The organism is Xenorhabdus doucetiae (genome assembly GCF_000968195.1).
GTDB classification, from domain to species: domain Bacteria; phylum Pseudomonadota; class Gammaproteobacteria; order Enterobacterales; family Enterobacteriaceae; genus Xenorhabdus; species Xenorhabdus doucetiae.
Genome location: NZ_FO704550.1, coordinates 570,496 through 596,690, shown reverse-complemented (window position 1 = coordinate 596,690; position 26,195 = coordinate 570,496). Strand labels below are relative to the sequence as shown.

Sequence of the window (26,195 nt, the reverse complement as noted above, 5' to 3'; positions counted from 1 at the left end):
CCTTAGCCATACTTTCGCTGGGTTAATTACATTGAGTTAATTACATTAGGTTAATATCCTATGCTGCCTCAGGTTCGATACCGTAATACTCTGCCCGCTCAAGCATATTCACTGCCCAACGTTGGTGGGTGGCAGGTTCGCACATCATCCCCTGCGATTTGAAAACCGCCTGACTGGAATTGAGAATACTTAGCGCTTCAGTGTAATCATGGGCACTGACCCTCAGCGCCTGCTGGATACATTTAATCTGCCGCGGATGGATGGCCGTTTTACCCACCAGACCGTGAGCAATATCCAATGCCAGCTCTTTCTCAAGCAATCTCAAGTCATCAATATGCTCACAAACGGGTGCGGTCAAAGCAAATCCTCGCGCAGCAAAAACGGCAACCAGCATTTTAATGATATAGCCCATCGGTCCATCATAGAGGGTGAAATGACGGGAACGTCGCAGGGACATGACATTCATCAGATCATTGCCGCCAATACGCAAGGCAATAATGCGCTCTTTGCACGGGTGTTTTTTGAGCATGTCTGCAAGCTGATTCATTTTCTGGACATCAAACACCTCTTCACTCTCTAGGGTTGGCATGATGTACAGATGGGTTGAACCCATGATATCCCACCAGCCAGCCAACGAAGCCTGGGTAAACTTGGGTAGAACCAGCCCATCAATGGCACTGAGATCTACGTTGGCAACCAGATACTCTGCCATCCTTTCATGACGAGGACGGATAAAAACCAACGGGCGATGGTGTTTGATATTGGCAGAAAAACGATCAGCTTGCGCCAGGGACTGCATAATCCCTTGGAGATTTTCGATAGCAACAGGAAGATCCTGCTCACTGACCGCATCTTCCAGGCAAATAACCAGCGAGCGCAGATCGGGGATCTTATTCTGTAACACAATTTCTGCAATATCTTGGCGAGTAGCTGGCATATACAGCGTTGCGCCGAGTTGATGCGGAGAAGGGATGGGTTTCATCACGCGACCTTCTTAATGATAGTGACTGCACGATATTGACCGATCAGATCACCGACTTCCGTAATAACAACCTGTTTCTGGTGTGCCAAATGAAGGAGCAGGGCAACATCAGGATCATCCTGGCAACGCACCAGCACGTGTTCTGGTACACGCCGTAATACGGCGCGGGTGGCTTCTGCGATGCCGGGTTTAATCCGGTTGATACTGTCAATCTGGTATTTTTCAGCCAGATTAGCAATCACTGTTTTGCTCAATTGCTGCAAAGCGGTTTTTTCCTGCGGCAACCAGATCGCTTCCGGTATTACATCCCAATCCAACCGATCACGACAATCCGCAACGGTATCCACCAACAAGCGGCTGCATTCAAATTGACTCAGGTGATCACACTGCACGCAACCGTGTAACCCCTCTTCACGCCAGATCGAACGGGATATCAGCCCCGATACTGGTGCCCCCATAATACCGAAAGGGATCAACCAATCATCATCGCTGGCAGTCAGCCATGAACAGCCACAAGGATCAGCCAAGACCACCAAACGAGGGATACCCGAATAACCCGCCCTCCCCGCCAAAGACTGCGACAGTTCAGTAGTAATCGCGCCTTTGCCTGTCCAGCCATCAACAAAGACCACCCCATCCGTTCCGTGTTTTTGCTCAATATACGCAAGTGCCGTACTGTCAATACCACGATCCCGGATGATGCTGATGCCATAGTGATAAGAACATTGACCCATTTTTCTGAGTGCTTGATGCAGCATCACGCCCAAAGGAACACCCGCCCTGACCAAACTAACCAGCACAATCGGCGTATCACCCAAACGGGATATGAGTGCCTTGGCGAGCATGATAACTTCCGTCGCCAACCGAACATCCCCCTGTTCAAGCGCTTGATCAAACAGTTCAAGGTGATAAGACGTTGGTTCTGGCTCCTGACTTAACATATCCGAATAGTGGCGCGTGCCGGACTGGATCAACTGCTCCTTAACCTCGACAGGCGTCATCTCAATTTGAACGGGTTCTAGCAAAAATTGAACATCATCAGCAGCATAACTCCCAGAAAAAGGGAGAAAGCTATTCATTATTTACAGCTCCAAATAAGGCAGTCATTAATGTGTCAGCAAACTGGCTTTGCTGAGGCATACCAAACCAATCACACAGTTGCATAAAACGGTGATCGCTCAGGCTATCTCCCAGGCCAATAACCGGAAAAATGCCTCTCTCAGCACGCAGCCTTTGCAAAAGGTGACGCGTGGCCAGCCCCTTATCAACACACTTTGGCAGTACCGTAAGGTTGTTATTGTTTTGGTGGAAATAGAAGTTTTGCTGGAAATGGGTTTCCTGAGCAAAAGCCTGAGCCAGTCTATTAAGCTCATGCAATCTATCGTGATGACGATGTTTAATGATCAGGAAAACAGGCACATCACCATACTCATCATCAAGGCGTGCCCATGCCTCCATACCATAAGATGCGATCAAGCGATGACTCAAAAGCTCTAGCTCACCCAATTGATCCCGATACGACATTAATTCTGACAGCATGTGTGCTTGCCAATGTTCATCAACCGAACCTTCCGGGGTGAGGATCACCGCCCCATGCGAGACAATGCGCCAGGAACGGAAAGGGATCTGCACACGGTTAAGCTGCTGCGTATTTCTGGCTGTGACCGGAATCACCTCCGCGTGAGCCAATAACCAATCAACTAACATGAACTGTTTTTCGGTCATATAACTATGGGGCAAATGTTGCCTATCCAAGGCACTCACGCGCAAAGATGATAATGATATATCCGCTGTTCCTACCAGCTTCCGGCGAGATTGAAAGAGCGTGTCATCAAGATCAGTCAAAAAGACGGGTTTAATCATATCCAACGATCTCTACTACCGGAGAAATCTGGGCAAGCTGTGTCATCAACGCCGGATCAACGGACATTTTGGGTGTTTCGAGACAGAGCAAGATACGATCAAATTTCTGGTGCGCCACATTGTAGAGAAAATTTGGGATGCCAAGCCCGTAATTATCCGTAAAAGCCATGACTGATTGGATGGCATGACCGCAAGAGATCGGAGAGCGGGTTGTCGAGCCAAATACCACCGATGCACCTTCCTGCTCAAGCCGTTCAGCCAGCAGGAACGGCTGCCAGACAAATTCACTGGAACCCAATATCAGCACGTTTTCACCTGTCTTGGCCTTGATCGTTGCGCCAATATCACACTGGATCTCATCCAGACCCAGACGTCCCCAGCTCTGTTGACCAATAATATTGATTTCCCCTCTCGCCGTCACATTGACTTGCGGCATCACCGGAACCGGGGCCGAGATATCGGCTTCCCACTGCCAATTCCCCTCAATCAGGGACACCTCAGAAACCGGCAATGGACTGCGTTTCACCACCGATTTGCCGCTCCAGTCCGTCAATGTCACGGTGACAATCTGTTCAATATGCTCAAGCCCGGCATCACGCAGCGCATCCAGCAAATTGAGGAACGTGTTACCGGTCGTGGCTTCATCATCAATCAGAACCAGCGTACGGGCATTGATCACCCGTTGGCGCAGGCGGGTTTCTGCCGGCCAGTAAATCAGGTGATCCGTGGCATGGCTGTGATTCTCTTTAAACTCACACAGCAAATCCCCCTCAACCGGATGGCGTGTTGACGTCAGAAATACCGGCTCATTGACTTTGTGTTTCGTTTCCTGAAACACGCCCGCCGCCAGCCCGACTGCCGTTTCTGCCATGCCAATATACAAGGTTGGGCCGGGAAGTTGAGTCGGGAACCGCTCAGCCAATTGCTGATAAACCGACCGCATGATCGAAGGCTTGACCGGAATATGCCGTCCCAAGACTTTACTGACAAAGAGAAATGCCCGTTTGGGATTACGGCGTTCAGCGATATCAAACAGGGTTTCCAGAGACGCAGTGCCACGGGATGCCGTCACCGTCAGCGTCCCGCTGCTCAATTTTTTTTGGTAAACCTGTTTGTTATGAGCTGGTTTTTCATAAACATCAATGTCACTCAACACGGTCATGATGATGCCTTTTTAAAAAATTTCCGCCTTTTGAAATGACTGATGAAAGCGGTATCTATCTTTCCATAAATCAAATTTCGCTATTCAGGCAAAAACAATTGTTAAATTGCCGGGAGCCAATACGGCAGCCCTCAGCATTTGTTCTTAATTAGGTGAAATATACAGCGCAGTCTAGAGTCGGCGATAAGTTCATGTCAATCATATTATGATTTTTTAGAGCGAAATTTGTTTGACTTTTTTGCATGGAAAGGAAATCATACAAAACGCGACTAGATTGTTTCCTATCATACAGTTAACAACCAGACAGGCTGTTTACGGGAATCATAATATGACAGATTCAGGCTATCTATTTGTCATATTATGATTTTTTAATACGTGAAATTGCTGTGATTCACCGACAAACAGAATAGAGGTGTCATTAATGGTTTCGTTAAGCAAGAATCAGTCAGTTTCGCTCGCCAAACAGAGCGCATCACTGGCTAACGTGGATTTTGGTCTGGGATGGGACCCGGTGACCAAAAAGAAAGGTTTTCTGGCAAGTTTATTCGGTGGCGGCAGTGATGAGATTGATCTGGATGCAAGCTGCATTCTGCTTGATCAATCCGGCAATGCCATCGATACCGTGTGGTTCGGCCAATTAAAATCAAAATGCGGTTCGATACAACACACTGGCGACAATTTGACGGGCGAAGGCGATGGGGATGGGGATGATGAAATTATCCGCGTCAATTTGATCAAACTGCCCGCCAATGTCGAATATCTTGCATTTACCGTTAACAGTTTCCGTGGTCAAACCTTCAATGACGTTGAAAATGCCTTCTGCCGCGTCGTTGACCAAAGCGGCAAAGAGCTGGCCCGTTATCAGTTGAATGAGCAAGGCGCTCACACCGGCATTATCATCTCTTCCCTGTGCCGCAACGGGGGCCAGTGGGATTTCACGGCACATGGTGTCCCTTGTTCCGGTCGGACGATTGACGCGATGTACCCGCAGATCGTTGAGACGGTGGTGCGCTAATGAATCTGACACCCGGGGGTAATGCCCCCGTTGCCAACCAAACGCTCACTGTTCGGGTTCTATCGGGTTCAGCCGTTGACGTTTCAGCCTTCCGTTTGTATGCCGATGGCAAAGTCAAGGGCGATCCGGACATGGTGTTCTACGGCCAGCCGGTTAATGACGACAACACCGTTCGCCTGACGGGCGGCAATATCAATACCGCATTCAGCGTCAACTTGCCTGCATTAAGTCAGGATGTCCAGAAAGTCGCCTTCACCGCAACTTGCGACGGTCACCAAACGATTTCCAATCTGCGCAACCTTTCCATTCGGGTCGAACTGAACAGCAGCGTCATTTTGCAGGGGGAAGTTGAAGTGCAAGGCCGTTCGGAAGCGGCCTTGATCCTCGGCGAGCTGTATCGCCGGAATGGAGAATGGAAATTCCGCTTTATCGCCCAAGGCTTTAATGGTGGTCTCAAACCACTGGCAGAGCATTTTGGCGTCGATATTATTGATGATAATCCTGCACCCGCGCCCACTCATGTGAATTTAAGCAAGGTTTCTCTGACCAAAGAGAAACCGGCCATCAGTCTGAGCAAACGCGACAATTACGGTGAAATCCGCGTCAATCTGAACTGGAATCAAACTTCCTCCTCATCAAAAGGCTTACTGCAAGGCATGTTTGGTTCAAACAAAGGCGTGGATCTGGATCTCGGTGCCTTTATCCGGCTGCAAGATGGAGATAAAGACGTTGTCCAGGCATTAGGCAATCGCTTTGGCGATTACCGTGACGAGCCGTATGTCGAATTACAGGGCGATGATCGCACCGGTAATGTGCGTGACGGTGAATGGCTCCACATCAATGGCCGTGAATGGAAAAACATCCGTGAAGTGTTGATCTACGCCTTTATCTACGAAGGTGCGCCTAGCTGGAACAAAACCGACGGCGTAGTCACTCTCTTTGTCCCTGACCAGCCCCCGATTGAAACACGTATGACAGAAGGTAACAACAGCAACGGCATGTGTGCCATTGCCCGTCTGGTCAATGAAAACGGTGCCATCAAAGTCGAGCGCATCAATCAATATTTCAAAGGGCATAAAGAGATGGACAGGGCGTTTGGCTGGGGCTTTAGCTGGACATCCGGCAGTAAATAGATTTTACGCAGCTTGTTTTTACACAATTTGTTTTTACACAGTTTGTTTCTACACAATTTGTCTCTACACAAATTCGTATTTACCTAAGCGGAGGGACTTATGTCCTTTTTAAACAAAATCAAATCAGCGTTCAATGCAGGCCGTGAAGAGCTGACTAACCAAGTGGGTCGCTTCAAGAACCGGAAATTTATGGAAGGCACTGTGGCCGTATGTGCACACGTTGCTATGGCGAGTGACGGCGTCAGCTCCGAAGAAAAACAGAAAATGATCGGGTTCATCAAAAACTCCCCCGAACTGAAAGTCTTCGACACTTCCGAAATTATCGAATTCTTTAACAAATTGGTCAGCAGCTATGAATTTGACGCTGACATCGGCAAAGGTGAAGCGATGAAATTCATCATGGCCCTGAAACAACAGCCGGAAGCGGCGCAGCTTGCTTTGCGCGTCGGCATTGCTGTCGCCAAAAGTGATGGTGACTTTGATAACAATGAAAAAAATGCAGCCCGTGAAATTTGCATCGCCCTTGGCTTTGCACCGGCTGATTTCGAACTGTAATCGCAGATGATTTAAGAGGCTTATTTCATGGTATCCACGCACATTGGTTTTCCGATGGAAACCGTTGCTGTATTTATTATTCTGTCGGTTGGTGCGCTCTTTATCGACCTCTTTATGCATCGTCATGATAAGCCGATTTCACTGCGCAGTGCCGCCCTTTGGTCTGTTTTTTGGGTTGCCATTGCCTTTGTTTTCGCGGGTTTCCTGTATATTCATCACGGCGCGGAAACCGCGAGCCTGTTTGTTACGGGCTACGCACTGGAAAAAGTCCTGTCTGTCGATAACCTGTTTGTCATCATGGCGATTTTCTCTTGGTTCGCTGTACCAGACCGCTATCGCCACCGTGTCCTGTATTGGGGGATTATCGGTGCGATTGTCTTCCGGGGTATTTTCGTTGCCATTGGGACAAGCCTGCTGGCGCTTGGGCCGTGGGTTGAGATTGTGTTTGCGGTTATCGTTGGCTGGACCGCGGTCATGATGCTGAAAAGTGGTGATGATGACGATGAAATCGAAGACTATTCACAGCACCTTGCCTATCGTCTGGTGAAACGTTTCTTCCCGATTTGGCCGAAACTGCGCGGTCATGCCTTTGTACTGAAGCAAAAGGAAGTGGATGAGGAGTTGACTAAACCCGAAAACGCCGATGTGAAAGTGGGTCGGGCGGGCAAAGCCGCGCTTTATGCGACGCCACTGATGCTGTGCCTGGCGGTGGTTGAATTGTCTGACGTGATGTTTGCCTTTGACTCTGTCCCTGCGGTGATTGCTGTCAGCCGGGAACCCTTAATTGTGTACAGCGCCATGATGTTTGCTATCTTGGGTCTGCGCACGCTCTATTTTGTGCTGGAAGCATTGAAACAGTACCTGGTGCATTTAGAAAAGGCTGTGATTGTTTTACTGTTCTTTATTGCCATTAAACTGGGTCTGAACGCTTCTGAGCATCTATTCCACCACGGCTATTCAATTTCAGCGACAAGTAGCTTATTTGTGGTAATTGGTGTACTGGCGGCCGGTATTCTTGCCAGTCTGCTGTTCCCACAAAAAGAAAATGCCAGCTAAATCCGGTAAGTAAAATCTAACTAATTAACATGACGTAATAAGTGAGGAAATAACAATGGGTGTATCTCTTTCTAAAGGCGGTAACGTTTCTCTGAGCAAAGAAGCGCCAAGCATGAAAAACGTTCTGATTGGTCTCGGTTGGGATGCTCGTGCCACGGATGGACAGGATTTTGACCTTGACGCATCGGCTTTCCTGCTGGCGGCAAACGGTAAAGTACGCGGTGATGCAGATTTTATTTTCTACAACAATCTGAAATCATCTGACGGTTCCATCATGCACACCGGCGATAACCGTACCGGTGACGGGGATGGCGATGACGAATCACTGAAAATCAAACTGGATCAAGTGCCTGCTGATGTAGAAAAAGTGGTATTTGTCGTGACCATCCATGATGCGCAGGCTCGTCGCCAGAGCTTCGGTCAAGTTTCCGGTGCCTTCATTCGTCTGGTTAACGACGATACCCAAGTTGAAGTCGCTCGCTATGACCTGACAGAAGATGCGTCTACCGAAACTGCGATGCTGTTCGGTGAACTGTATCGCCACAATGCAGAGTGGAAATTCCGCGCAGTAGGCCAAGGTTATGCTGGCGGTCTGGCTTCTGTTTGTGCCCAGTATGGTATTAATGCCGCTTAACTTGGCAAAAACCCTCGCCCAAGTATGGGCGAGGGAAATATCACTTCTCTGCTTCAAGAAAAACCCTTTAGCATTTCATACAACATCACGGGCATATTTCGTTGCTAATAAATGCCAATTAATAAATATCAAAATACACTGACATCACAACACAATATCCCCGTCGCACTGCAAGATAATCAGCGAATTTCATCTTGCGAGCTGCAACATCAAGTTTATCGGGTATATAATTATCTATAATTCTTGGAAAAGAAGAATATATAATATTAAATTAACTCCTTACCCATATATTTTATAACACAGAAAATCACCTGAATATTTGCCGCGTTATTATTTGCTCGAATTTTAAAAATACATTTCAAAGTGGATAAATATCCAGTTATTTTTTGCGAGTTGCTTCGCAAAGAACAACATTACTGATGGCATATTAGCCAATTAATCGTTAGGGTGAATATTGATCCTTAACCAATGGATGCGATACAGATGAAAAACAGGTGTGAATTCGCGATGCAGTACGGGCAAAGTGCTGATAGAGTATCGCAGTATAGCCCAATTACACAAGGAATGTACAAATGAACCTTCACGTTTCATTTCGCCATACTGACATTGATATCCCTGAATTAATCCTGAATGGCAGTGCACTCAGCGATGCTGGATTTACCGCGAATGAATTATTTCATATCTCACAATTTTCCAATGGCGTTATTATCTCTCTCATCGATCCCAATGCAGACTTAGTCAGTTTGATCAAAGACGTGGAAGATAATCCCTATGAAGGCATCGACAATATTCGTGAAAATGGTGAACTTTATATTGCGGGGGATTGGCTAACAATCAGTAATTTAGTGGAACAGCCTATTAATATTGAAATGCAGCCTGGCAAAATTATTCTTAAACCCAAATTAATGAAAATGCTGGCTTAGAATTATTGTTATTAACAAATACTCCTCCATCCATTAGCCGGAAAATATTGAGAATAATTCCGGCCTTTATTTAAAATCCTATCTTTTAGATTAAATGCCGCCTTATTCAAAACGGCATCGCAAACGCTATAACCTATTTTCCACCCGCTAAGTCAATAAAATTGCCCGTAACATACGATGATTCATCAGACAGTAGCCATGCAATGGCCTGAGCGACTTCTTCCGGCTGTCCGCCCCGTCTCATCGGCAAGGAATCTTTGATCCGCTCAACTCGCCCAGGCTCTCCGCCATCGGCATGCATTTCAGTATAGATAAATCCAGGTCGCACAGCATTCACCCTGATTCCCTGTGCTGCCACTTCCTGTGCCAGACCAATTGTCATCGTATCAATAGCCCCTTTCGATGCCGCATAATCGACGTATTCATGAGGAGAGCCTAATCTGGCCGCAGCAGATGACACATTGACGATAGCGCCACCTTGTCCGCCATGACGTAAAGCCATTCTCTTGACCGCTTCACGCGCACAGAGAAAGGCACCGGTAACATTAGTTGCTAAGATTTTATTCAGCCGCTCTGCCGTCAACTGTTCAATCGTGGCTTGCGGCTTTAATATTCCGGCATTGTTCACTAATCCAGAAATATACCCCAGCTCTTTTTCAGCTTTCTGAAACAATGCCATGACCTGTTTTTCATCCGCTATATCCACCTGAACCGCGATGGCTGACTGCCCAAGGGCACGGATCATACTCACAACCTCATCGGCACTGTCTCCGCGGTTACGATAACCAATGCAGATATGATGCCCTTGCTTTGCCAAGCAAAGCGCCGTAGCCCTGCCAATACCACGGGAACCGCCTGTAATGATCGTGACTTTTTGCACAATGCCATTCTCCATTCTCTCTGTAATTTTTTGTTATCAAAGGAAAATATAAATATCCTCTATGTCAAATTTGCAATCATATCATTCAAAACTATACTCCAAACTGCAAGAGTCGATTTCGGGTTTCAGTACTCTAACCAGAGGAAATATACGATGAAAAACTTGAAGTTATCAGTTGCAGCATTACTGGTGTTGTTTTCAAGTGCAGCACTTGCAGCGCCGGCAGTATCAACCTCAGCCGAAGCCGCGTCCAAAACTGTAACGGCGGTAAAACAAAATGTTAAGTCAGCAAAAAACAAAGTTAACTCGTTAGAAAAAAAAAGTCACCAAAAAAGCCAAAAGCCAAAAAGTATCAAAGAAGAAAAACAAAAATAAATTAGCCAAAACAGGCGTTAACACCGCCCTTTGTAAAGATGGTAGCTATAGCAAGAGTCAATCTCGTAAGGGGGCTTGCTCCCGTCATGGTGGCGTGGCTAAATGGCTGTAATGTTTTATTGATTTCTCATGATGTGCAATTAGGGAGCTTTGGCTCCCTAATTCTTTTTGAATCTGAATCACATTTTTTAATCGAATATAATCTAATAATGGAATAATGATACGATTTACTGACAATAAGAAAATCCATCATTAGTTTGTTTACCTGTATTGAGCAGAGTGTAAGGTATAGATTTTCTTCCACATCGAATCACATAAACAAACAAAATATTATCTTTCATAATGTATTAAGCCACCCTTCTAATATGGAAGTTCCGATAACAAATTAAAAATAGGCCAGAAAATTCGATAATTAAATACAAACAATAAAATAATTTATAATAACTGTAATAAACCAAAAATTCACACTCAGGTATAGCACCAAGTAATAGGGTAAATTTTTTAATTAATAACATTAGGTTAACTAACCATCAGTCACTCAATTAAGTGACACAAACAGGCAATATAACACCTCAAAACAGTCGCCTATATAACTGTTCACCAAATAAAACCCTAATAATTATTACATTTATTTACCATATGGAATGAAAAATATAGATATTTGTCAGTAGGGTGCTAATCTTCGTTATAGAAACCAAACTTATGAATGACGAATAACAGTAGCTATATATTGTTTGCTCTGCTAATATTCGTTTGTTTTTCATCCAGAGTAATAAAACGAGGAGAAGCAAATGCCCTCTCTAATGATGAGGACAAGTGCGGTCTTCGCTTTCTTTATCTCATTAATTTTTACCGGTCTGAGCCACGCCTCGACCAGTACCTCGAAAATGCAAGAGTATTCTCACAATGGCATACAAGTCAATTTGCCTGATTTGCGAAAATACCCTTCAGGTACGCCCCGGAAGAAAGCGTTTTTAAATATTATTGTCCCTGTAATTGATCAACATAATCAAAAGATTATGCAAGACCGCAAATGGCTCCTGTCACACCAGAAGCATCACCATTGGTCTGTGCAGGACAGTGATCGATTGAAAAAGATCTGCATGGATTACAAAATGACCTGCAATTCACCAAAACAGGTCAATTGGAATACATTATTAAGTCGGGTTGACATTATTCCGACCCATTTTGTGGCCACGCAGGCAGCGGCGGAATCGGGTTGGGGAACGTCAGAACTTGCCAAGAAAAATAATAATCTGTTTGGGATGCGTTGTCGCGCTTGCGGTAAGACGAAAGGAAAAGTCAAAGGTTATGCAGTTTATTCTACTGTTGATGCTTCCGTCATTGCCTATATGAAAAACCTGAATACGCACCGTGCTTATGAGTCACTGCGTTCTTCACGGGCAAAGCAGAGGATAACGCAGGAGCCACTGAATACCAGTAAGCTTATTGATAATCTCAATGGTTATTCGGAACTGGGCGCTGACTATAATCGCTATTTACATCGTGTCTTTAATGGCAATCGGAAGCTGATTTCACAGGCTCAGGAACTGGCTATCCAATAACATTTCCTCATTAATCCACTTCGTATTAATTACAAGGTGGATTCTTTTTTTCTAATCTATTTCTCGATTATCCACTGTAAACACAGACAAATTCCATACTATAATGCACCTCGGAATTACATTCTTTCTCCCAACGATAAATGGTTAGCCAGAGCCTAATATGAATTTCTTCTCTTTTGAGTTTCTTGGATCGTTTGTTATTCTGCTGGTTGTCTATTGGCTTTTACAAAAAGCGCCCAGGCTACAGAATGGCGTGTTAATTTTAGTGAGTTATTTATTTGTATTCTCTTTTGCCGCAAAGTTCGCCTACATTTTATTCGCCTATACCCTGTTTATTTACTTTTTGGCGAATATTCTCAGCCGTTATTTATCCAACAAGGTCATATTTACGCTACTGATATTCGGGCTCCTCGGCTGTTTCACGGCTTTCAAATATTATTCTTTTTTCCAAGAAGCCATTCAGCAAACATTCGCCAATGTGGGAATTAACGTAGAGCTGCCGGTACTGGAATTGCTCATGCCGCTGGGACTGTCATTCTATGCGTTCCATTCGGTCAGTTATGTCGTCTCGGTGTGCAAGAAAGAGATACCCGCCGCACCACTGCCTGATGTCATTTTGTATCTTTGCTTTTTTCCCAGCATCGTCGCCGGCCCGATTAATCGAGCCAAAGATTTGCTGCCACAGATTCAGGCATCATCCAGAATGATATTGGCGCCATTGAAAGCGCTGTTATTGATTGCACTCGCCATCACAAAACTCTTTTTACTCAGTGCGACGCTCTCTGAATATTGGGTGAATCCCGTCTTTGAAGATCCAACTAGCCATCACGCCGGGCAAATTCTGGTGGCAATTTATGCTTATGCCTGGAATATCTACTTTAACTTTTCCGGCTATACCAATCGCCATTGAAGATGCTTGATTTCTTATCCAAACCCGATCATGCTTGCAATCATGAAAATTCATCTGACACCAGAACAAAAACGTGCCCTCGAATTGATGCATGATACCACTCGTGATAGTCGAGTCTGTGATCGCATCAAGGCCGTGCTTTTGGCGTCAGAGGGCTGGACAGCTCAGATGATTGCTCAGGCCTTACGTATTCATGAAACTACGGTAAGCCGTCACCTAAAAGATTTCATCGCGCAGGAAAAACTCACCCCCGAAAATGGCGGTTCTGAAAGCCATCTCTCTGCCAAACAAACCGCCGATCTGGTTGATTATTTGACGGCAAATTTGCTGCATACGACCGCTCAAATTGTGGATTATGTACGAGCTCGTTGGCAGGTGTCTTTCAGCGTGGGAGGCATGACGAAATGGCTTCACCGACAAGGTTTCAGCTACAAAAAGCCAAAGGGCGTTCCTCATAAATTCGATGCGGATAAGCAGCAACAATTTATTGATGACTACCAGTCTCTGAAAGACCGGGCAGGTCAGAATGAACCTATCCTATTTATTGATGCGGTGCATCCTTCGCAGTCCACAAAGCTCAGCTATGGTTGGATGAAAGCGGGGAAAAATCAGGTAAAAGTGGTCGAAACCACCGGCAGTCGTACCCGTCTCAATCTTCTGGGCGCCCTCAATTTACAACGAATTGAAGACACCGTGATCCGTGAATACCCGAGTATCAATGCCGAAAATATCGCGTATTTTTTCGGCGCTATTAGAGAAACTTACCCACTTTCGCAAAAAATTCATATTATTCTGGATGGGGCGGGTTACCACCGGGCAGAATTGGTGAAAGAGGTGGCATATGTCCTTAATATTGAACTGCATTACCTACCGCCTTACAGCCCAAACCTCAATCCAATAGAGCGATTGTGGAAGTATATGAATGAGCAAGTACGTAACAATGTTTATTTTCCGGATGCGAAGACATTCCGTGAAACCCTTCGTCACTTTTTTCATGTCACTTTGCCAGAAAAAGCGAAAGAACTCACGACTAGACTGACTGACAACTTTCAGATTTTAAAACCTGCATCTTCAAGTTAGATTGGTATATACCGACCTGGTGACAGGCATCGCCCTGCTATTAGGCTTCAACGTACCACGCAATTTCGATGCGCCCTATCTGGCTGAAAATTTACAGGTCTTTTGGCGACGCTGGCATATCAGCCTGTCAACATTTATCCGTGATTATGTCTATATTCCCTTGGGTGGTAACCAAAAAGGCACATTCCGCAAGAATCTGAATCTGTTCATCGCTATGGTCATTTCTGGCCTATGGCATGGCGCCGGGTTGAGTTTTATTATTTGGGGTGCCATTCATGGGTTAGGGTTAATTTTGCAAAATATTAAACATTCCCTGTTTCCTGCGGCGAAGAACCACAATAAGCCACAAGCCAAGCATCCCATTACCTTATTTTTATCCCGCGTGGCGACCTTTCATTTTGTCTGCTTTGCCTGGGTCTTTTTCCGTAGCCCGACATTGAATGATGCTCTGGCAGTATTAAATCAACTGTTCTCTGGCGAAATATTCGCATCCCTGTTATCCAGTGCTTCCCTATTAATCGTTTTCTGGGGGTTCTTTATTCTCTATCCCTGGTTGGTGAATCTTAGAAACCAAATTGAAAAAAATCATGGCCTGATTTCCTGGGTTTATTATCCCATTCCTTTAGCCCTGATCCTTACTTTGGTCTTTATTTTGTCACCTTCAGGAATGCCGGGATTTATCTATGCTAACTTCTGAATTTATATTTAATCTTAAAAAAACTGGACAAGTGATTTGTATCGTGGCTTTGACCAGTTTACTGCTCATCTGGCTGAATCAGCGTTCGCTGGATAACTTCTGGCAGCAGAAATATCACCGCAATAGCCCCTGGACATCTCTTAAAGGAAAGCCACTGTGGGATTTGGGGAATAATGTACAACAAGGTGCGATTGCGGCCAGTAAGACTTTTATGGCATATGCAAAGGGCAAATATCAGGATAACCCATCATCTCCCATTAATATCGATAATAGTCGGGAACTGTTTCCCGCTGATTTTCAGGTTGGTCTGCGCTTTTTGGAAGGATATGTGTATCCGATAGAAAATCTCTCTTTTACCTTTCCTGAGTTATTGAATAACGATATTAAGCTCACTCAGTCCGCTTTATTGCCAAATAAATCAGTACAAAATCCGGTGGTTGAAATTATTCAGAAAACTCACGTCAATCTGGATATAAAAGATAAGGTGTTATTTGCCGGTGATTCGATGATGCAAGGCGTTGCCCCACATTTAAAACGCCGGCTATTTCAGGAGTATGGCATTTCCAGTATTAATTTAAGTAAGCAGAGTACCGGATTGTCTTATCCGGGTTTCTTCGATTGGCCAAAAACCATCAGCGACGCATTGAGAACCCACCCTGATATTAAGTTGGTCATCATATTTTTAGGCCCGAATGATCCGTGGGATATGCCTTCTGGACACGGAGGCCCTTATTTGAAATTCGCCAGTGAAAATTGGGAGAATCTTTATCGCCAAAGAATTGAGACTATCTTAAATGACGCGCGCCAACGTCAGGTCGATGTTATTTGGGTTGGCCCGCCAAATATGCGCCAGAAAAAACTCTCCAGCAGTATGGCTTACCTCAATAAACTGTATCAGACAGAGGTTGAAAAAAAAGGAGAGATCTATGTTGCGGTTAATAATATGTTCAAATATCAGTCAGATAATTATTCAGATTATATTGGCGATGGCAGCAGTACCCTTAAACTCCGCAGCGGAGACGGTATTCATTTCAGTTTGAAAGGACAGCAAGCCATTGCGGATTATCTATTTTCATTGATCACATTTATTCAGGAGCCAGTTAAAAAAGATGCAACCATTTAGCCTGTTCCGTGGATTTTATCGAATAGTGGGTGCAGGTCTGGCGATTGCGCTTTTAGTCAGCCTGTTATCGTGCAAAGGGGAAAAATCCAAGCCGTTATCGGAACACCAAACTGCCCAGATACACCGCCAACAACAATTGACCAATTTTGGTGATCCCAATTTCGCGCTATTGGCGGATAAACTGCGTCACAGCGATACCCGCCAGCTCCATGTTGTCCAGTTGGGTGATTCGCACACGGCGGCTGATTTCTTTACCGGTAAGTTGCGCAGTTTATTGCAGGATCATTATGGCGATGCCGGCCCCGGTTTTATTTCCCCCATGAGCATTCCCGGCCAGCGTAATGCCTTAGTGCAATTTGCCGGAGATAAAACCGGCTGGTGGCTTTCCAGCAGCCGCAAAGATCATCGGGCGGATTATCCGCTGGGGGGATTTATTGCTATCCCGGAAAAAGCCAACAGTTCGTTACAACTTAATTCTTCCTCTGCCCGTGACAAGTATTGGCTGAGTGCGCTCTATCAATCCCACGAACCAGCGCAAATCAAAACCTCATTTGCCACCATAGACTTACCGTCAACACAAAGTGAATGGCATTTCTCCCCAGAGCACAGTGTCCGTTTCCCCATCCATCTTTATCCGCAAGATACGCAGTTGAAAATCGGCGGTTGGCTGGTAAGGCGGCAAAATCCGGGGGTGATGTTATCCGCATTGGGAATTAATGGTGCCACCATCAATATGCTGGATAAGTGGCAACCACAATGGATTGAAACGCTGGCTCAGATGAAACCGGATATGGTGATCCTCGCCTATGGCACTAATGAAGCCTTTAACGATTCGCTGGATTTAGCCGCTTATCAAAACGATCTGACCGCCAAAGTACAAGCGATCCGCAAGGCAATACCGCAAGCAGTTATCCTGCTGATTGGGCCGAATGATTCGCTGAAAAATAAGACCGCGACGAGCTGCGAAGAACAGCAACCTGCCCTGCTCGATAACGTGATTCAGGTTCAACAAACCGTTGCCAAAAAACAGCGCACCCTGTTCTGGAACTGGCGCGAATATATGGGGGGGCCATGTTCAGTCCGGGGATGGGAACAGCAAGACCTCGCACGTCCTGACTATGTTCACCTCTCTGCGGCCGGTTATGAGCGCAGTGCCGAAGCACTTTATCAGCAGCTTATGGCGTTGTTAAAAGCACTATAGTGAATGAAATTCCAACAACTTACAGAAGATGTCGAATTAAATCGCATTGTAGATGAACGCATGAAAGCCCCTGAATTTGTGAGCGTTAATCTCGATGACTTATAGTCTGAAATTACGTGCTTCTGGCTATCGCTTAGTCTATGAAGTTAATGATAATCAAAAAAAGAAGCATGTCGGGAATGCCACATGCTTCTTTTATATTTTAAATATAGTCGGTTAGCTTATACCTGAAGCGCTAACAAGACGTGCTCTGGATCACGTTCAATGGCACGTAAAAGCGCTTTTGCTGGTCCCGTAGGCTGACGGCGTCCTTGTTCCCAATTCCTCAATGTATCAACATTCACTGAAATCAATTTTGCAAATCCAGTCTGGGACAATCCCGTCAATTGACGAATGTGCTTTACCTGTACAGCAATTACGTGCGTTTCGCGAGAGGGTTCGCGAATACCATCAATAATTTCATTCATTTGCGTCATGCTTTCAGTCAGACGCTCAAACAATTTTGCATCCATCTACCACCTCTCATTGAGACTACGTAATATTTTTTTCTCTTTTTCCGTTAAATTATCTTTGATCCCTTTTTTATAGATTAGCAATAATCTGATTTGTGAATCAGATAATTTGTAGTAATAAATGATTCTCACACCACCACGTTTTCCTGTTCTATAGGAAGCCCATCGAATTTTACGAAGCCCTCCGGTATCAGGGATAACTTGGCCAAATTCAGGACGAATAGCCAAAAACTCCTGAAATTCGCGGTATTCATCATCTGTCAGTAACTGAACTACATCATCCGTAAATAATTTTGTTTCAATAAATAACATGACTGTCGTTCAATGGCGTATAGATAAAATTTATGCTATCACCCAAAAACTATAAGTCAATGACTGATAGCTTAATGATAGAAACAACAACCTTATGTTGAAAATATATTGAGAAATAGAAAAATTGATGAAAAAAACGCCTTAATCAAGCATTAAGGCGTTGTTAGAAATATCTTAAAAAGGCTTCACAACATGGCGAAATAGATCATGCCAACAATCGCGCCGGTTGTGCCAAGGATGGTTTCCATGATCGTCCAGGTTTTCAGGGTCTGTGCTTCTGTTGCACCGGTAAACTTACCAAACAGCCAGAAACCAGAATCATTCACATGGCTAAGTACCAAAGAACCGCCGGCAATACACACTGACAACGCGGCCATTTGCGCACCGGAATAGCCCAGTTCGCTAATCACCGGCAGAACCAACCCGACCGTGGTCAAACACGCAACCGTGGCCGAACCCTGAATCACCCGCACCGCCCCCGACAGAATAAAACAGGCCAGCGCAATGGGCAGACCAGCCCCGACCAACGCATTCCCCAATGCCGGCCCAACCCCTGAATCCACCAGCACTTGTTTAAAGACGCCACCTGCTCCCGTGACCAGCAAAATAATCCCCGCCGGTTGAATCGCTTCGGAACAGATATCCATGACTTTTTCTTTGCTCATGCCACGACGGATCGCCAAACCGTAAATCGCCACCAGACACGCAATTAAAATCGCAGTAAAAGGATGGCCGATAAATTCCAGCCACTGGTATAGCGTGGATTGTTGATCAACAAAACGCGCACCAATGGTTTTCAGACCCACCAACACCAATGGGAACAGGACTAACGCCAAGCTCAAACCCAAAGAGGGCATCTGACTTTTGCCAATACTGGGGGTACCCAGATCCTTGGGCAAATCCAGCGTCACATATTTACTGATAAGATTGCCGTACATCGGGCCAGCCAATAACATGCCAGGCACAGCCGCACTCAAGCCAATCAGGATCATCCAGCCAAAGTCAGCCCCCATCTGGGAAGCCAGCATCATCGGGGTCGGTCCCGGAACCAAAAATGCAGCCGCGGCTGCCACACCGGCAAACAGTGGGATCGCCAGTTTCACCACATTACCACGGGTGCGGCGCGCAACCGCAAATACCACGCCAATCAACAACACCACAGCCACGTCAAAAAACAGTGGCAGTGCACAGATAAGACCGGCAATCCCTAATGCGTAGTTCGCCCGCTTTTCCCCAAAGCAACCCAACAGTTTCACGGCAATCTGGTCTAACGCCCCGGTTTCATGCAGGATCTTGCCAAACATCGCCCCAAGAGCCACAACAACGGCAAGAAAGCCCAACGTCCCTGCCATACCGTTTTGTATGGTTTGCGTGATTTTCTCCAATGGCATTCCCGAAAAAACCCCCGCGCCCACGGAAACCAGCATCAGGGCAATAAAAGCGTGCATTCGGGCTTTCATCACCAGAAACAATAACAGGAGAACCGAGCCGACGGCGGTCAGAACCAGCGTTACAGTACTCATGAATGCTCCTCACTAATACGATCAATGGATTGAATATGTTCAATAACGTTAATTGCATTTTTGATGACGTCATCAAGAGCAGGTTGGATATCAATGTGATGGACATCGGTTTCGTCACTGGCCGGTTCTTCCAGTGTCTCAAATTGCGAGATCAGCATTTGCGGTTTGAAGAAGTGCCCTTTGCGCGCTTTCAGGCGGCTTTCAATTAAGTCAAAATCGCCTTTCATATAGAGAAATGACAGGTGGTTATTGCCCTCACGCAACCTATCCCGATAACTTTTTTTCAAAGCAGAGCACACGAGCAGAGAGGTGTGATTGGTACGCTGCATGGCAAAAATGGCGTCATTGAGTGCCTTCAGCCACGGCTGACGGTCATCATCATTTAAGGCGTGGCCCTGTGCCATTTTGTTAATGTTGGCACGGGGATGCAGGAAATCCCCATCCAGAAACGCCGCCCCCAATTCACGGGCAACACCATTGGCAACCGCGGATTTACCGCTGCCGGATACCCCCATCAATACAAAAACATGGTTTGGTTGTTGGATATCACTCATATCAAACTCCTTTATACGGATCTTTCTGCTTAGATATCCATTTGACTTATCTGCAAAATTTTTGCCATGAAATAGCACCTACAAAATGTTACCGGTAACTTATTATCGGTAACATTAACAGCAGTACAGGATGGTGAGCAATCAATCAGGATCGCCAGAAAAGGAAAATGTGAGGTTTATCGCAATTGAAGATGGGAAATCATCATGTTGAGCTACAAAAATTAAACACTTTTATCTGCTAAACATTTTTCATTTGTTAAACACTCTCGCCCAATGAAAGAGTAAATCCAACATCGACCAGCGTTTGCTCCAGTTTTTCTCCTTTCAAACGGGCAAGCAGGGATTCCGCAGCCTTGCGGCCGATGAGATCACGAGGCGTCAGCACACTGGCAAGTTTGGGCGTCATGACCTGACCGATATCATGGCCATGAAAGCCGGCTACAGCGATTTCTTCCGGTACTTTGATCCCTTGTCGCTGGCACTCAAAAATCGCCCCGATGGCAATATCGTCATTCGTACAAAACAGGCCATCAACTTCGGGATATTTCTGGCAGGACTCTTGCAAAAGCTGCGCTCCCAATGAATAGGAGGAACTAACGGGCGTCATCATTTTTCTCGCTTGCAGTCCGGCACTGTGCATTGCCATTTCAAACCCTTGCAAACGGATCAACGTCCGTTCATCCTGCCGTGCACCAAGATAAATGATATTCTTGCAGCCACGTTCGATCATCGCCAGAGTCATCTGACGCGCCGCGTCAAAATTATCGATCCCGACAGCAATATCCAGGCAAGGCGACACACTGTCCATCAATTCAACAACGGGAATGCCGACGGTTTGCAATACTTTCAACGTCTTAGGTGTGTGCGTGCGCTCTGCCAAAATCAGTCCATCAATATTGTAAGAAAGCAGGGAGAGCAAACGCTCTTCTTCTTTCTGGGCTGAATAACCATAGTGGGCAAGCATGGTCTGATAGCCGTTGCGATCCGTCACATGCTCGATGCCACGAATCACTTCGGCAAACACCTGATTGGTCAATGAAGGGAGCAAAACACCGATTGTGCGACTGGTGGAATTGGAAAGAATATCCGGTACGCGATTGGGAATGTAACTCAGTTGATCCACCGCTTCCGCTATTCGTTTTCCCAATGCCTCAGAAACCTGATCGGGATGACGTAAAAAACGGCTGACCGTCATTTTGGTGACCCCAACGAGGTCTGCAACATCTTGTAAAGCTGGGCGTTTTTTCTTCATTTTTAATGTAATACGATCAGTTATTGATAGGCACAAATGAATAACCTGCGGTTTTAACACATTTATACCTCATTACAACACGCTTTTGAGTGAAAAATGCCAATATACTCGCATCTTATTGATCAGCAAGGTCTGAAATTGTGATGAGTCACACGCGCCTGTCACTAACTCTGTGCCTTTGCTGCGCTCTCCTTTTATTCCTGCAACATTTTGTTGGTCTGGTCGATATGGATCAAATGTGACCTGCGTTACAAAGGCTAATTCGAGAAAAAAATTTGCCTGATTTATAGGCGGAAAAGATGGTAGAATTTTTTCGCCCTAAAAAGGGGTTGTAAAACAGTGGGATAAAATTGGTGTGTTCCCCGTGAGTGCGGGGATAAACCGATATTCTGTCACCAAAAATGAACGCGCTTTTCGTGTTCCCCGTGAGTGCGGGGATAAACCGGTATTTGTCTGGATATCGATTCCCCCGGTGGTGTGTTCCCCGTGAGTGCGGGGATAAACCGTGGCAGGCGTCATCAGTCAGGGCGTGGATTACGTGTTCCCCGTGAGTGCGGGGATAAACCGAAATCAACAGTTTCTAATATCCACTTTTTCTAGTGTTCCCCGTGAGTGCGGGGATAAACCGTACTCACTAACCTCTGAGTTGGCACGTAGCCAGTGTTCCCCGTGAGTGCGGGGATAAACCGAATCACTTTAACCAACAACGTAATGGCTGGTCGTGTTCCCCGTGAGTGCGGGGATAAACCGAATATGTTGGTGCCATTGTACTGGAGGTCGATGTGTTCCCCGTGAGTGCGGGGATAAACCGCAGGATTCCAACGCTGACTTTGTGTCTTATGTGTGTTCCCCGTGAGTGCGGGGATAAACCGGGGACGTAGTGCTGATGCAGGTTCAGGCCGATGTGTTCCCCGTGAGTGCGGGGATAAACCGGATAATTCGGATATCGTGGGTTATCGTGTTGAGTGTTCCCCGTGAGTGCGGGGATAAACCGCCTTGATCACAGTGAACAGGGGGGATAATGCAGTGTTCCCCGTGAGTGCGGGGATAAACCGTAATATGTCGGAAAATATACAACAAGACAATGGTGTTCCCCGTGAGTGCGGGGATAAACCGAGGGTTTGAATGAAACGATTAATGAACAATGAGTGTTCCCCGTGAGTGCGGGGATAAACCGTGAGCATATTTATTGACCATCTCCAGCTTCTCCGTGTTCCCCGTGAGTGCGGGGATAAACCGTATGTTCATTCTAACCAGTTCTAACTTGGCTTCGTGTTCCCCGTGAGTGCGGGGATAAACCGGCGCGGATATGGCGGTAAGAATGTACATGGAGGTGTTCCCCGTGAGTGCGGGGATAAACCGATAGTATGAATGATCCAGGTCTAGCCGATATAGTGTTCCCCGTGAGTGCGGGGATAAACCGAGTTGATAAGCTGCGTGATTTATTATCATGGCGTGTTCCCCGTGAGTGCGGGGATAAACCGTCTGCGTTTACTGGGCGTTTATTGATACGTTTGTGTTCCCCGTGAGTGCGGGGATAAACCGACGATAAAACTCTCCCTCTGCATCTCTTGCTGGTGTTCCCCGTGAGTGCGGGGATAAACCGCGTCAGTTGGATGCGCTGATTAAGGCGCTGGAGTGTTCCCCGTGAGTGCGGGGATAAACCGCTGCGTGATTTATTATCATGGCAATCTGCAACAGTGTTCCCCGTGAGTGCGGGGATAAACCGTGGGTGTTCGTCCATACCAAGCCATCAACCAAGTGTTCCCCGTGAGTGCGGGGATAAACCGGCATTCATGTATCGCTTCCCGCGCCTACTCAGGTGTTCCCCGTGAGTGCGGGGATAAACCGACACACATGGGCTAGCTGGTTGGTACAAGCTGGTGTTCCCCGTGAGTGCGGGGATAAACCGTTCTCCGAGGAGACGTACATAATCCTGTTCAGGTGTTCCCCGTGAGTGCGGGGATAAACCGTAACTTTTACTATCACTGGCGCTCCGACTTTTGTGTTCCCCGTGAGTGCGGGGATAAACCGCTGCGTGATTTATTATCATGGCAATCTGCAACGTGTTCCCCGTGAGTGCGGGGATAAACCGGCTCAGCGTTACCGGTTGGTGTACCCGTCCCGGTGTTCCCCGTGAGTGCGGGGATAAACCGGTTTCCTAAGTAGAATATTGCACTACTTAATCGTGTTCCCCGTGAGTGCGGGGATAAACCGTAACACCACCATGAACCACCAGTTATGTTTATGTGTTCCCCGTGAGTGCGGGGATAAACCGCACTGGACATTAATCCTATCAATGATTTTGACGTGTTCCCCGTGAGTGCGGGGATAAACCGCTCATCATTGGATAGTGGACGTTAAAAGCACGGTGTTCCCCGTGAGTGCGGGGATAAACCGTATTCGCTGAGGTTATGTCTCAGGGGGTTGCAGTGTTCCCCGTGAGTGCGGGGATAAACCGACATTATCGCCCACGCGAAAGCGGAAGGGGTGGTGTTCCCCGTGAGTGCGGGGATAAACCGGGATCAATAAACCGGATGAAGCAGTGGAGAGTGTGTTCCCCGTGAGTGCGGGGATAAACCGGACCCAAAAAATAACTAAGTGTTATTATCACTGTGTTCCCCGTGAGTGCGGGGATAAACCGTTACATTGGTTTAGGTTAGCCATTCACTGCCTGTGTTCCCCGTGAGTGCGGGGATAAACCGACATTGCCAGGTGTATTAACCGGGGGCATTAAGTGTTCCCCGTGAGTGCGGGGATAAACCGCCCAGCGACGGATACTGGAGGCGTCAGAAATTGTGTTCCCCGTGAGTGCGGGGATAAACCGTCCCCTTAGTTAAATGGATACAGAGATATAAAGTGTTCCCCGTGAGTGCGGGGATAAACCGGCAGTCTTGGTATTGAAGGGGCAAATCAGTATGTGTTCCCCGTGAGTGCGGGGATAAACCGCCGAGTCAGTTTTTGCAAAGTGATGGTATCCGGTGTTCCCCGTGAGTGCGGGGATAAACCGCAAAATTACGGGTTGATACTCGTAAGTGGTTCGTGTTCCCCGTGAGTGCGGGGATAAACCGTCAATGCGACAAACTACTATGCTCACTGGCATGTGTTCCCCGTGAGTGCGGGGATAAACCGCATTCTATGTGTTCGTGGTTTAGATAATCATTGTGTTCCCCGTGAGTGCGGGGATAAACCGTGAACGAACGGATAGCAACTAAAAACAAGGGAGTGTTCCCCGTGAGTGCGGGGATAAACCGCCAGATGAGTTTGTGGTAGACGAGGATTCTGTGTGTTCCCCGTGAGTGCGGGGATAAACCGCAAATCCCCGAACTGCGCAACCCGCGCTATTAGTGTTCCCCGTGAGTGCGGGGATAAACCGCATTCTATGTGTTCGTGGTTTAGATAATCATTGTGTTCCCCGTGAGTGCGGGGATAAACCGTTAAAACAACGATTTAAATCAACTATAGAGGAGTGTTCCCCGTGAGTGCGGGGATAAACCGGTATTAGTAATTTCTTCTTTTACCTGTTCAACGTGTTCCCCGTGAGTGCGGGGATAAACCGATTGGCAGCGATTTGTAGCATATGCCGGGCTGGGTGTTCCCCGTGAGTGCGGGGATAAACCGATATCAGCGTGGAGGATGCTATAGCTGAAGGGGTGTTCCCCGTGAGTGCGGGGATAAACCGCGTATTCAAATATTTTGTACGCAACGGCACATGTGTTCCCCGTGAGTGCGGGGATAAACCGGGCTATATGTTTCTGTACCGTGCATTGTTCAGGTGTTCCCCGTGAGTGCGGGGATAAACCGCATTCGTGGAAACAATATGCGATTTAATTTCCGTGTTCCCCGTGAGTGCGGGGATAAACCGTATTGGATTTGGTGGTGCTGGGTACCACGGTGGTGTTCCCCGTGAGTGCGGGGATAAACCGGTTCACCAGGGGCCAACCGTCCTACGGCATCAGTGTTCCCCGTGAGTGCGGGGATAAACCGCATCTATTTATTTCCTATTAAATTTTGTACGAGTGTTCCCCGTGAGTGCGGGGATAAACCGGCTTCTGCGTGTTTCTGGTTAATGATATCCACGTGTTCCCCGTGAGTGCGGGGATAAACCGAAGGAATGGGAGAATGGCAAATTTACGGAAAGGTGTTCCCCGTGAGTGCGGGGATAAACCGTTATCAAAACCTGCCAAATTTTAAGCATTTTAAGTGTTCCCCGTGAGTGCGGGGATAAACCGATCATCATGGAAAACTACCCACTGGCTCTATTGTGTTCCCCGTGAGTGCGGGGATAAACCGTATTCAACATTAAAACAAATAGCTGACTTTTTGTGTTCCCCGTGAGTGCGGGGATAAACCGTGATTCTTACCGTAATCAGAGAATTGCATCCCGTGTTCCCCGTGAGTGCGGGGATAAACCGTATGGGTATCGCCAGAGCAGAATATTTGAAATGTGTTCCCCGTGAGTGCGGGGATAAACCGGAATATAAAGACTCGATTCAATAATTACAAAGTGTTCCCCGTGAGTGCGGGGATAAACCGACGTGCCGTTCGGTAATGCCGGCATCGGTTATGTGTTCCCCGTGAGTGCGGGGATAAACCGGCATTATCAGTACTCAAAATCGCCATTATTCCGTGTTCCCCGTGAGTGCGGGGATAAACCGTCCACTTTGACATTAGTCGAGCTAACAGTAGGGTGTTCCCCGTGAGTGCGGGGATAAACCGGAAACGGCCGCAGAGCGTTATGCCATTGAGAAGTGTTCCCCGTGAGTGCGGGGATAAACCGCCATTACTGACCAGTTTATAACTCGGCCTATGAGTGTTCCCCGTGAGTGCGGGGATAAACCGCCGAGTATCAGCAAAAGCTCAAGGCGTTGAGGGTGTTCCCCGTGAG

21 protein-coding genes, 3 pseudogenes and 1 CRISPR repeat array (1 of these 25 running past the window's edge) are annotated in these 26,195 nt (G+C 46.7%); of the genes and pseudogenes, 14 read left to right on the top strand and 10 right to left on the bottom strand.

Annotated elements, in window-relative coordinates:
• Positions 1-58: 58 nt before the first annotated feature.
• Genes XDD1_RS02935 through XDD1_RS02920 form a run of 4 tightly spaced genes read right to left on the bottom strand, consistent with a single transcriptional unit; the run spans position 59 to position 4,007 of the window.
• Positions 59-982 carry an HpcH/HpaI aldolase/citrate lyase family protein gene (locus XDD1_RS02935; protein WP_045968527.1) on the bottom strand — a complete coding sequence of 308 codons (924 nt, stop codon included), beginning with the start codon at positions 980-982 and terminating at the stop codon, positions 59-61.
• Positions 982-2,061: a cysteine protease StiP family protein gene (locus XDD1_RS02930; RefSeq protein WP_045968525.1), complete on the bottom strand. Its 1,080-nt coding sequence runs from the start codon at positions 2,059-2,061 to the stop codon at positions 982-984. The genes XDD1_RS02935 and XDD1_RS02930 overlap by 1 nt, the downstream gene beginning before the upstream one ends.
• Positions 2,054-2,845, bottom strand: a complete 792-nt coding sequence (locus XDD1_RS02925; RefSeq protein ID WP_045968523.1) for a hypothetical protein — start codon at positions 2,843-2,845, stop codon at positions 2,054-2,056. Before XDD1_RS02925 ends, XDD1_RS02930 begins: the two co-directional genes overlap by 8 nt.
• Positions 2,838-4,007: a phosphoribosyltransferase domain-containing protein gene (locus tag XDD1_RS02920; protein WP_045968521.1), complete on the bottom strand. Its 1,170-nt coding sequence runs from the start codon at positions 4,005-4,007 to the stop codon at positions 2,838-2,840. The genes XDD1_RS02925 and XDD1_RS02920 overlap by 8 nt, the downstream gene beginning before the upstream one ends.
• Before the next feature lie 421 nt (positions 4,008-4,428).
• Between XDD1_RS02920 and XDD1_RS02915 the strand changes: the two genes are divergently transcribed.
• The 6 genes from XDD1_RS02915 to XDD1_RS02890 all read left to right on the top strand — a co-directional run bounded on the left by XDD1_RS02915 (position 4,429) and on the right by XDD1_RS02890 (position 9,323).
• Positions 4,429-5,022 carry a TerD family protein gene (locus tag XDD1_RS02915; RefSeq protein WP_045968520.1) on the top strand — a complete coding sequence of 198 codons (594 nt, stop codon included), beginning with the start codon at positions 4,429-4,431 and terminating at the stop codon, positions 5,020-5,022.
• Positions 5,022-6,155 carry a TerD family protein gene (locus XDD1_RS02910; RefSeq protein ID WP_045968518.1) on the top strand — a complete coding sequence of 378 codons (1,134 nt, stop codon included), beginning with the start codon at positions 5,022-5,024 and terminating at the stop codon, positions 6,153-6,155. The genes XDD1_RS02915 and XDD1_RS02910 overlap by 1 nt, the downstream gene beginning before the upstream one ends.
• A gap of 99 nt (positions 6,156-6,254) precedes the next feature.
• Positions 6,255-6,710, top strand: coding sequence for a tellurite resistance TerB family protein (locus XDD1_RS02905; protein ID WP_045968516.1), 456 nt, complete (start codon positions 6,255-6,257; stop codon positions 6,708-6,710).
• Between the two features lie 27 nt (positions 6,711-6,737).
• Complete coding sequence (locus XDD1_RS02900; RefSeq protein ID WP_045968514.1) at positions 6,738-7,766, top strand: TerC/Alx family metal homeostasis membrane protein; 1,029 nt, start codon at positions 6,738-6,740, stop codon at positions 7,764-7,766.
• Between the two features lie 55 nt (positions 7,767-7,821).
• Positions 7,822-8,400, top strand: a complete 579-nt coding sequence (locus XDD1_RS02895) for a TerD family protein (RefSeq protein ID WP_045968512.1) — start codon at positions 7,822-7,824, stop codon at positions 8,398-8,400.
• A 572-nt stretch (positions 8,401-8,972) separates the two neighbouring features.
• Entirely contained in the window at positions 8,973-9,323 is a 351-nt protein-coding gene (locus tag XDD1_RS02890; RefSeq protein WP_045968510.1) for a SymE family type I addiction module toxin, read from the top strand.
• A 133-nt stretch (positions 9,324-9,456) separates the two neighbouring features.
• Here the strand turns inward: XDD1_RS02890 and XDD1_RS02885 are convergent, their stop codons facing one another.
• On the bottom strand, positions 9,457-10,218 hold the full coding sequence (locus tag XDD1_RS02885; protein WP_045968508.1) for an SDR family oxidoreductase: 762 nt from the start codon (positions 10,216-10,218) through the stop codon (positions 9,457-9,459).
• Positions 10,219-10,356: 138 nt separating this feature from the next.
• Here XDD1_RS02885 and XDD1_RS02880 point away from each other — a divergent pair, with 138 nt between their 5' ends.
• The 8 genes and pseudogenes from XDD1_RS02880 (at position 10,357) to XDD1_RS02850 (ending at position 17,154) form a co-directional block, all read left to right on the top strand.
• Positions 10,357-10,578: a hypothetical protein gene (locus tag XDD1_RS02880; RefSeq protein ID WP_231854453.1), complete on the top strand. Its 222-nt coding sequence runs from the start codon at positions 10,357-10,359 to the stop codon at positions 10,576-10,578.
• 49 nt (positions 10,579-10,627) lie between these two features.
• A pseudogene (locus XDD1_RS20295) lies at positions 10,628-10,690 on the top strand (DUF3761 domain-containing protein); the annotation flags it as partial.
• A gap of 679 nt (positions 10,691-11,369) precedes the next feature.
• The gene (locus XDD1_RS02875) at positions 11,370-12,143 is read left to right on the top strand and encodes a protein bax (RefSeq protein ID WP_045968506.1); all 774 of its coding nucleotides are present in this window, start codon (positions 11,370-11,372) and stop codon (positions 12,141-12,143) included.
• A 160-nt stretch (positions 12,144-12,303) separates the two neighbouring features.
• Positions 12,304-13,044 (top strand): annotated as a pseudogene (locus tag XDD1_RS02870) (MBOAT family O-acyltransferase); the annotation flags it as partial.
• Between the two features lie 51 nt (positions 13,045-13,095).
• A complete protein-coding gene (locus tag XDD1_RS02865; RefSeq protein WP_045968390.1) occupies positions 13,096-14,133 on the top strand; it encodes an IS630 family transposase in 1,038 nt (345 codons plus the stop codon).
• A gap of 7 nt (positions 14,134-14,140) precedes the next feature.
• A pseudogene (locus XDD1_RS02860) lies at positions 14,141-14,830 on the top strand (MBOAT family O-acyltransferase); the annotation flags it as partial.
• On the top strand, positions 14,817-15,953 hold the full coding sequence (locus tag XDD1_RS02855) for an SGNH/GDSL hydrolase family protein (protein WP_045968502.1): 1,137 nt from the start codon (positions 14,817-14,819) through the stop codon (positions 15,951-15,953). The pseudogene XDD1_RS02860 and the gene XDD1_RS02855, both read left to right, overlap by 14 nt.
• Positions 15,940-17,154, top strand: coding sequence for an SGNH/GDSL hydrolase family protein (locus tag XDD1_RS02850; RefSeq protein ID WP_045968499.1), 1,215 nt, complete (start codon positions 15,940-15,942; stop codon positions 17,152-17,154). Before XDD1_RS02855 ends, XDD1_RS02850 begins: the two co-directional genes overlap by 14 nt.
• A gap of 221 nt (positions 17,155-17,375) precedes the next feature.
• Here the strand turns inward: XDD1_RS02850 and XDD1_RS02845 are convergent, their stop codons facing one another.
• From XDD1_RS02845 to gntR, 5 genes are all read right to left on the bottom strand, one after another.
• Positions 17,376-17,666, bottom strand: coding sequence for a helix-turn-helix domain-containing protein (locus XDD1_RS02845; RefSeq protein WP_045968497.1), 291 nt, complete (start codon positions 17,664-17,666; stop codon positions 17,376-17,378).
• Positions 17,667-17,978, bottom strand: a complete 312-nt coding sequence (locus XDD1_RS02840; RefSeq protein ID WP_045968495.1) for a toxin HigB-2 — start codon at positions 17,976-17,978, stop codon at positions 17,667-17,669.
• A gap of 185 nt (positions 17,979-18,163) precedes the next feature.
• Entirely contained in the window at positions 18,164-19,501 is a 1,338-nt protein-coding gene (gene gntU / locus XDD1_RS02835; RefSeq protein WP_045968493.1) for a gluconate transporter, read from the bottom strand.
• Positions 19,498-20,055, bottom strand: coding sequence for a gluconokinase (gene gntK, locus XDD1_RS02830; RefSeq protein ID WP_045968491.1), 558 nt, complete (start codon positions 20,053-20,055; stop codon positions 19,498-19,500). The genes gntU and gntK overlap by 4 nt, the downstream gene beginning before the upstream one ends.
• 256 nt (positions 20,056-20,311) lie before the next feature.
• On the bottom strand, positions 20,312-21,307 hold the full coding sequence (gene gntR / locus XDD1_RS02825) for a gluconate operon transcriptional repressor GntR (protein WP_045973307.1): 996 nt from the start codon (positions 21,305-21,307) through the stop codon (positions 20,312-20,314).
• Between the two features lie 355 nt (positions 21,308-21,662).
• A CRISPR array of direct repeats spans positions 21,663-26,195; the repeat unit is 29 nt; unit sequence GTGTTCCCCGTGAGTGCGGGGATAAACCG; it runs 381 nt beyond the window's last position.

Coding starts and splice junctions, on each gene's coding strand:
- XDD1_RS02935 (WP_045968527.1), bottom strand. CDS start 982: ATGAAACCCATCCCTTCTCCGCATCAACTCGGCGCAACGCTGTATATG.
- XDD1_RS02930 (WP_045968525.1), bottom strand. CDS start 2,061: ATGAATAGCTTTCTCCCTTTTTCTGGGAGTTATGCTGCTGATGATGTT.
- XDD1_RS02925 (WP_045968523.1), bottom strand. CDS start 2,845: ATGATTAAACCCGTCTTTTTGACTGATCTTGATGACACGCTCTTTCAA.
- XDD1_RS02920 (WP_045968521.1), bottom strand. CDS start 4,007: ATGACCGTGTTGAGTGACATTGATGTTTATGAAAAACCAGCTCATAAC.
- XDD1_RS02915 (WP_045968520.1), top strand. CDS start 4,429: ATGGTTTCGTTAAGCAAGAATCAGTCAGTTTCGCTCGCCAAACAGAGC.
- XDD1_RS02910 (WP_045968518.1), top strand. CDS start 5,022: ATGAATCTGACACCCGGGGGTAATGCCCCCGTTGCCAACCAAACGCTC.
- XDD1_RS02905 (WP_045968516.1), top strand. CDS start 6,255: ATGTCCTTTTTAAACAAAATCAAATCAGCGTTCAATGCAGGCCGTGAA.
- XDD1_RS02900 (WP_045968514.1), top strand. CDS start 6,738: ATGGTATCCACGCACATTGGTTTTCCGATGGAAACCGTTGCTGTATTT.
- XDD1_RS02895 (WP_045968512.1), top strand. CDS start 7,822: ATGGGTGTATCTCTTTCTAAAGGCGGTAACGTTTCTCTGAGCAAAGAA.
- XDD1_RS02890 (WP_045968510.1), top strand. CDS start 8,973: ATGAACCTTCACGTTTCATTTCGCCATACTGACATTGATATCCCTGAA.
- XDD1_RS02885 (WP_045968508.1), bottom strand. CDS start 10,218: ATGGAGAATGGCATTGTGCAAAAAGTCACGATCATTACAGGCGGTTCC.
- XDD1_RS02880 (WP_231854453.1), top strand. CDS start 10,357: ATGAAAAACTTGAAGTTATCAGTTGCAGCATTACTGGTGTTGTTTTCA.
- XDD1_RS02875 (WP_045968506.1), top strand. CDS start 11,370: ATGCCCTCTCTAATGATGAGGACAAGTGCGGTCTTCGCTTTCTTTATC.
- XDD1_RS02865 (WP_045968390.1), top strand. CDS start 13,096: ATGAAAATTCATCTGACACCAGAACAAAAACGTGCCCTCGAATTGATG.
- XDD1_RS02855 (WP_045968502.1), top strand. CDS start 14,817: ATGCTAACTTCTGAATTTATATTTAATCTTAAAAAAACTGGACAAGTG.
- XDD1_RS02850 (WP_045968499.1), top strand. CDS start 15,940: ATGCAACCATTTAGCCTGTTCCGTGGATTTTATCGAATAGTGGGTGCA.
- XDD1_RS02845 (WP_045968497.1), bottom strand. CDS start 17,666: ATGGATGCAAAATTGTTTGAGCGTCTGACTGAAAGCATGACGCAAATG.
- XDD1_RS02840 (WP_045968495.1), bottom strand. CDS start 17,978: ATGTTATTTATTGAAACAAAATTATTTACGGATGATGTAGTTCAGTTA.
- gntU (WP_045968493.1), bottom strand. CDS start 19,501: ATGAGTACTGTAACGCTGGTTCTGACCGCCGTCGGCTCGGTTCTCCTG.
- gntK (WP_045968491.1), bottom strand. CDS start 20,055: ATGAGTGATATCCAACAACCAAACCATGTTTTTGTATTGATGGGGGTA.
- gntR (WP_045973307.1), bottom strand. CDS start 21,307: ATGAAGAAAAAACGCCCAGCTTTACAAGATGTTGCAGACCTCGTTGGG.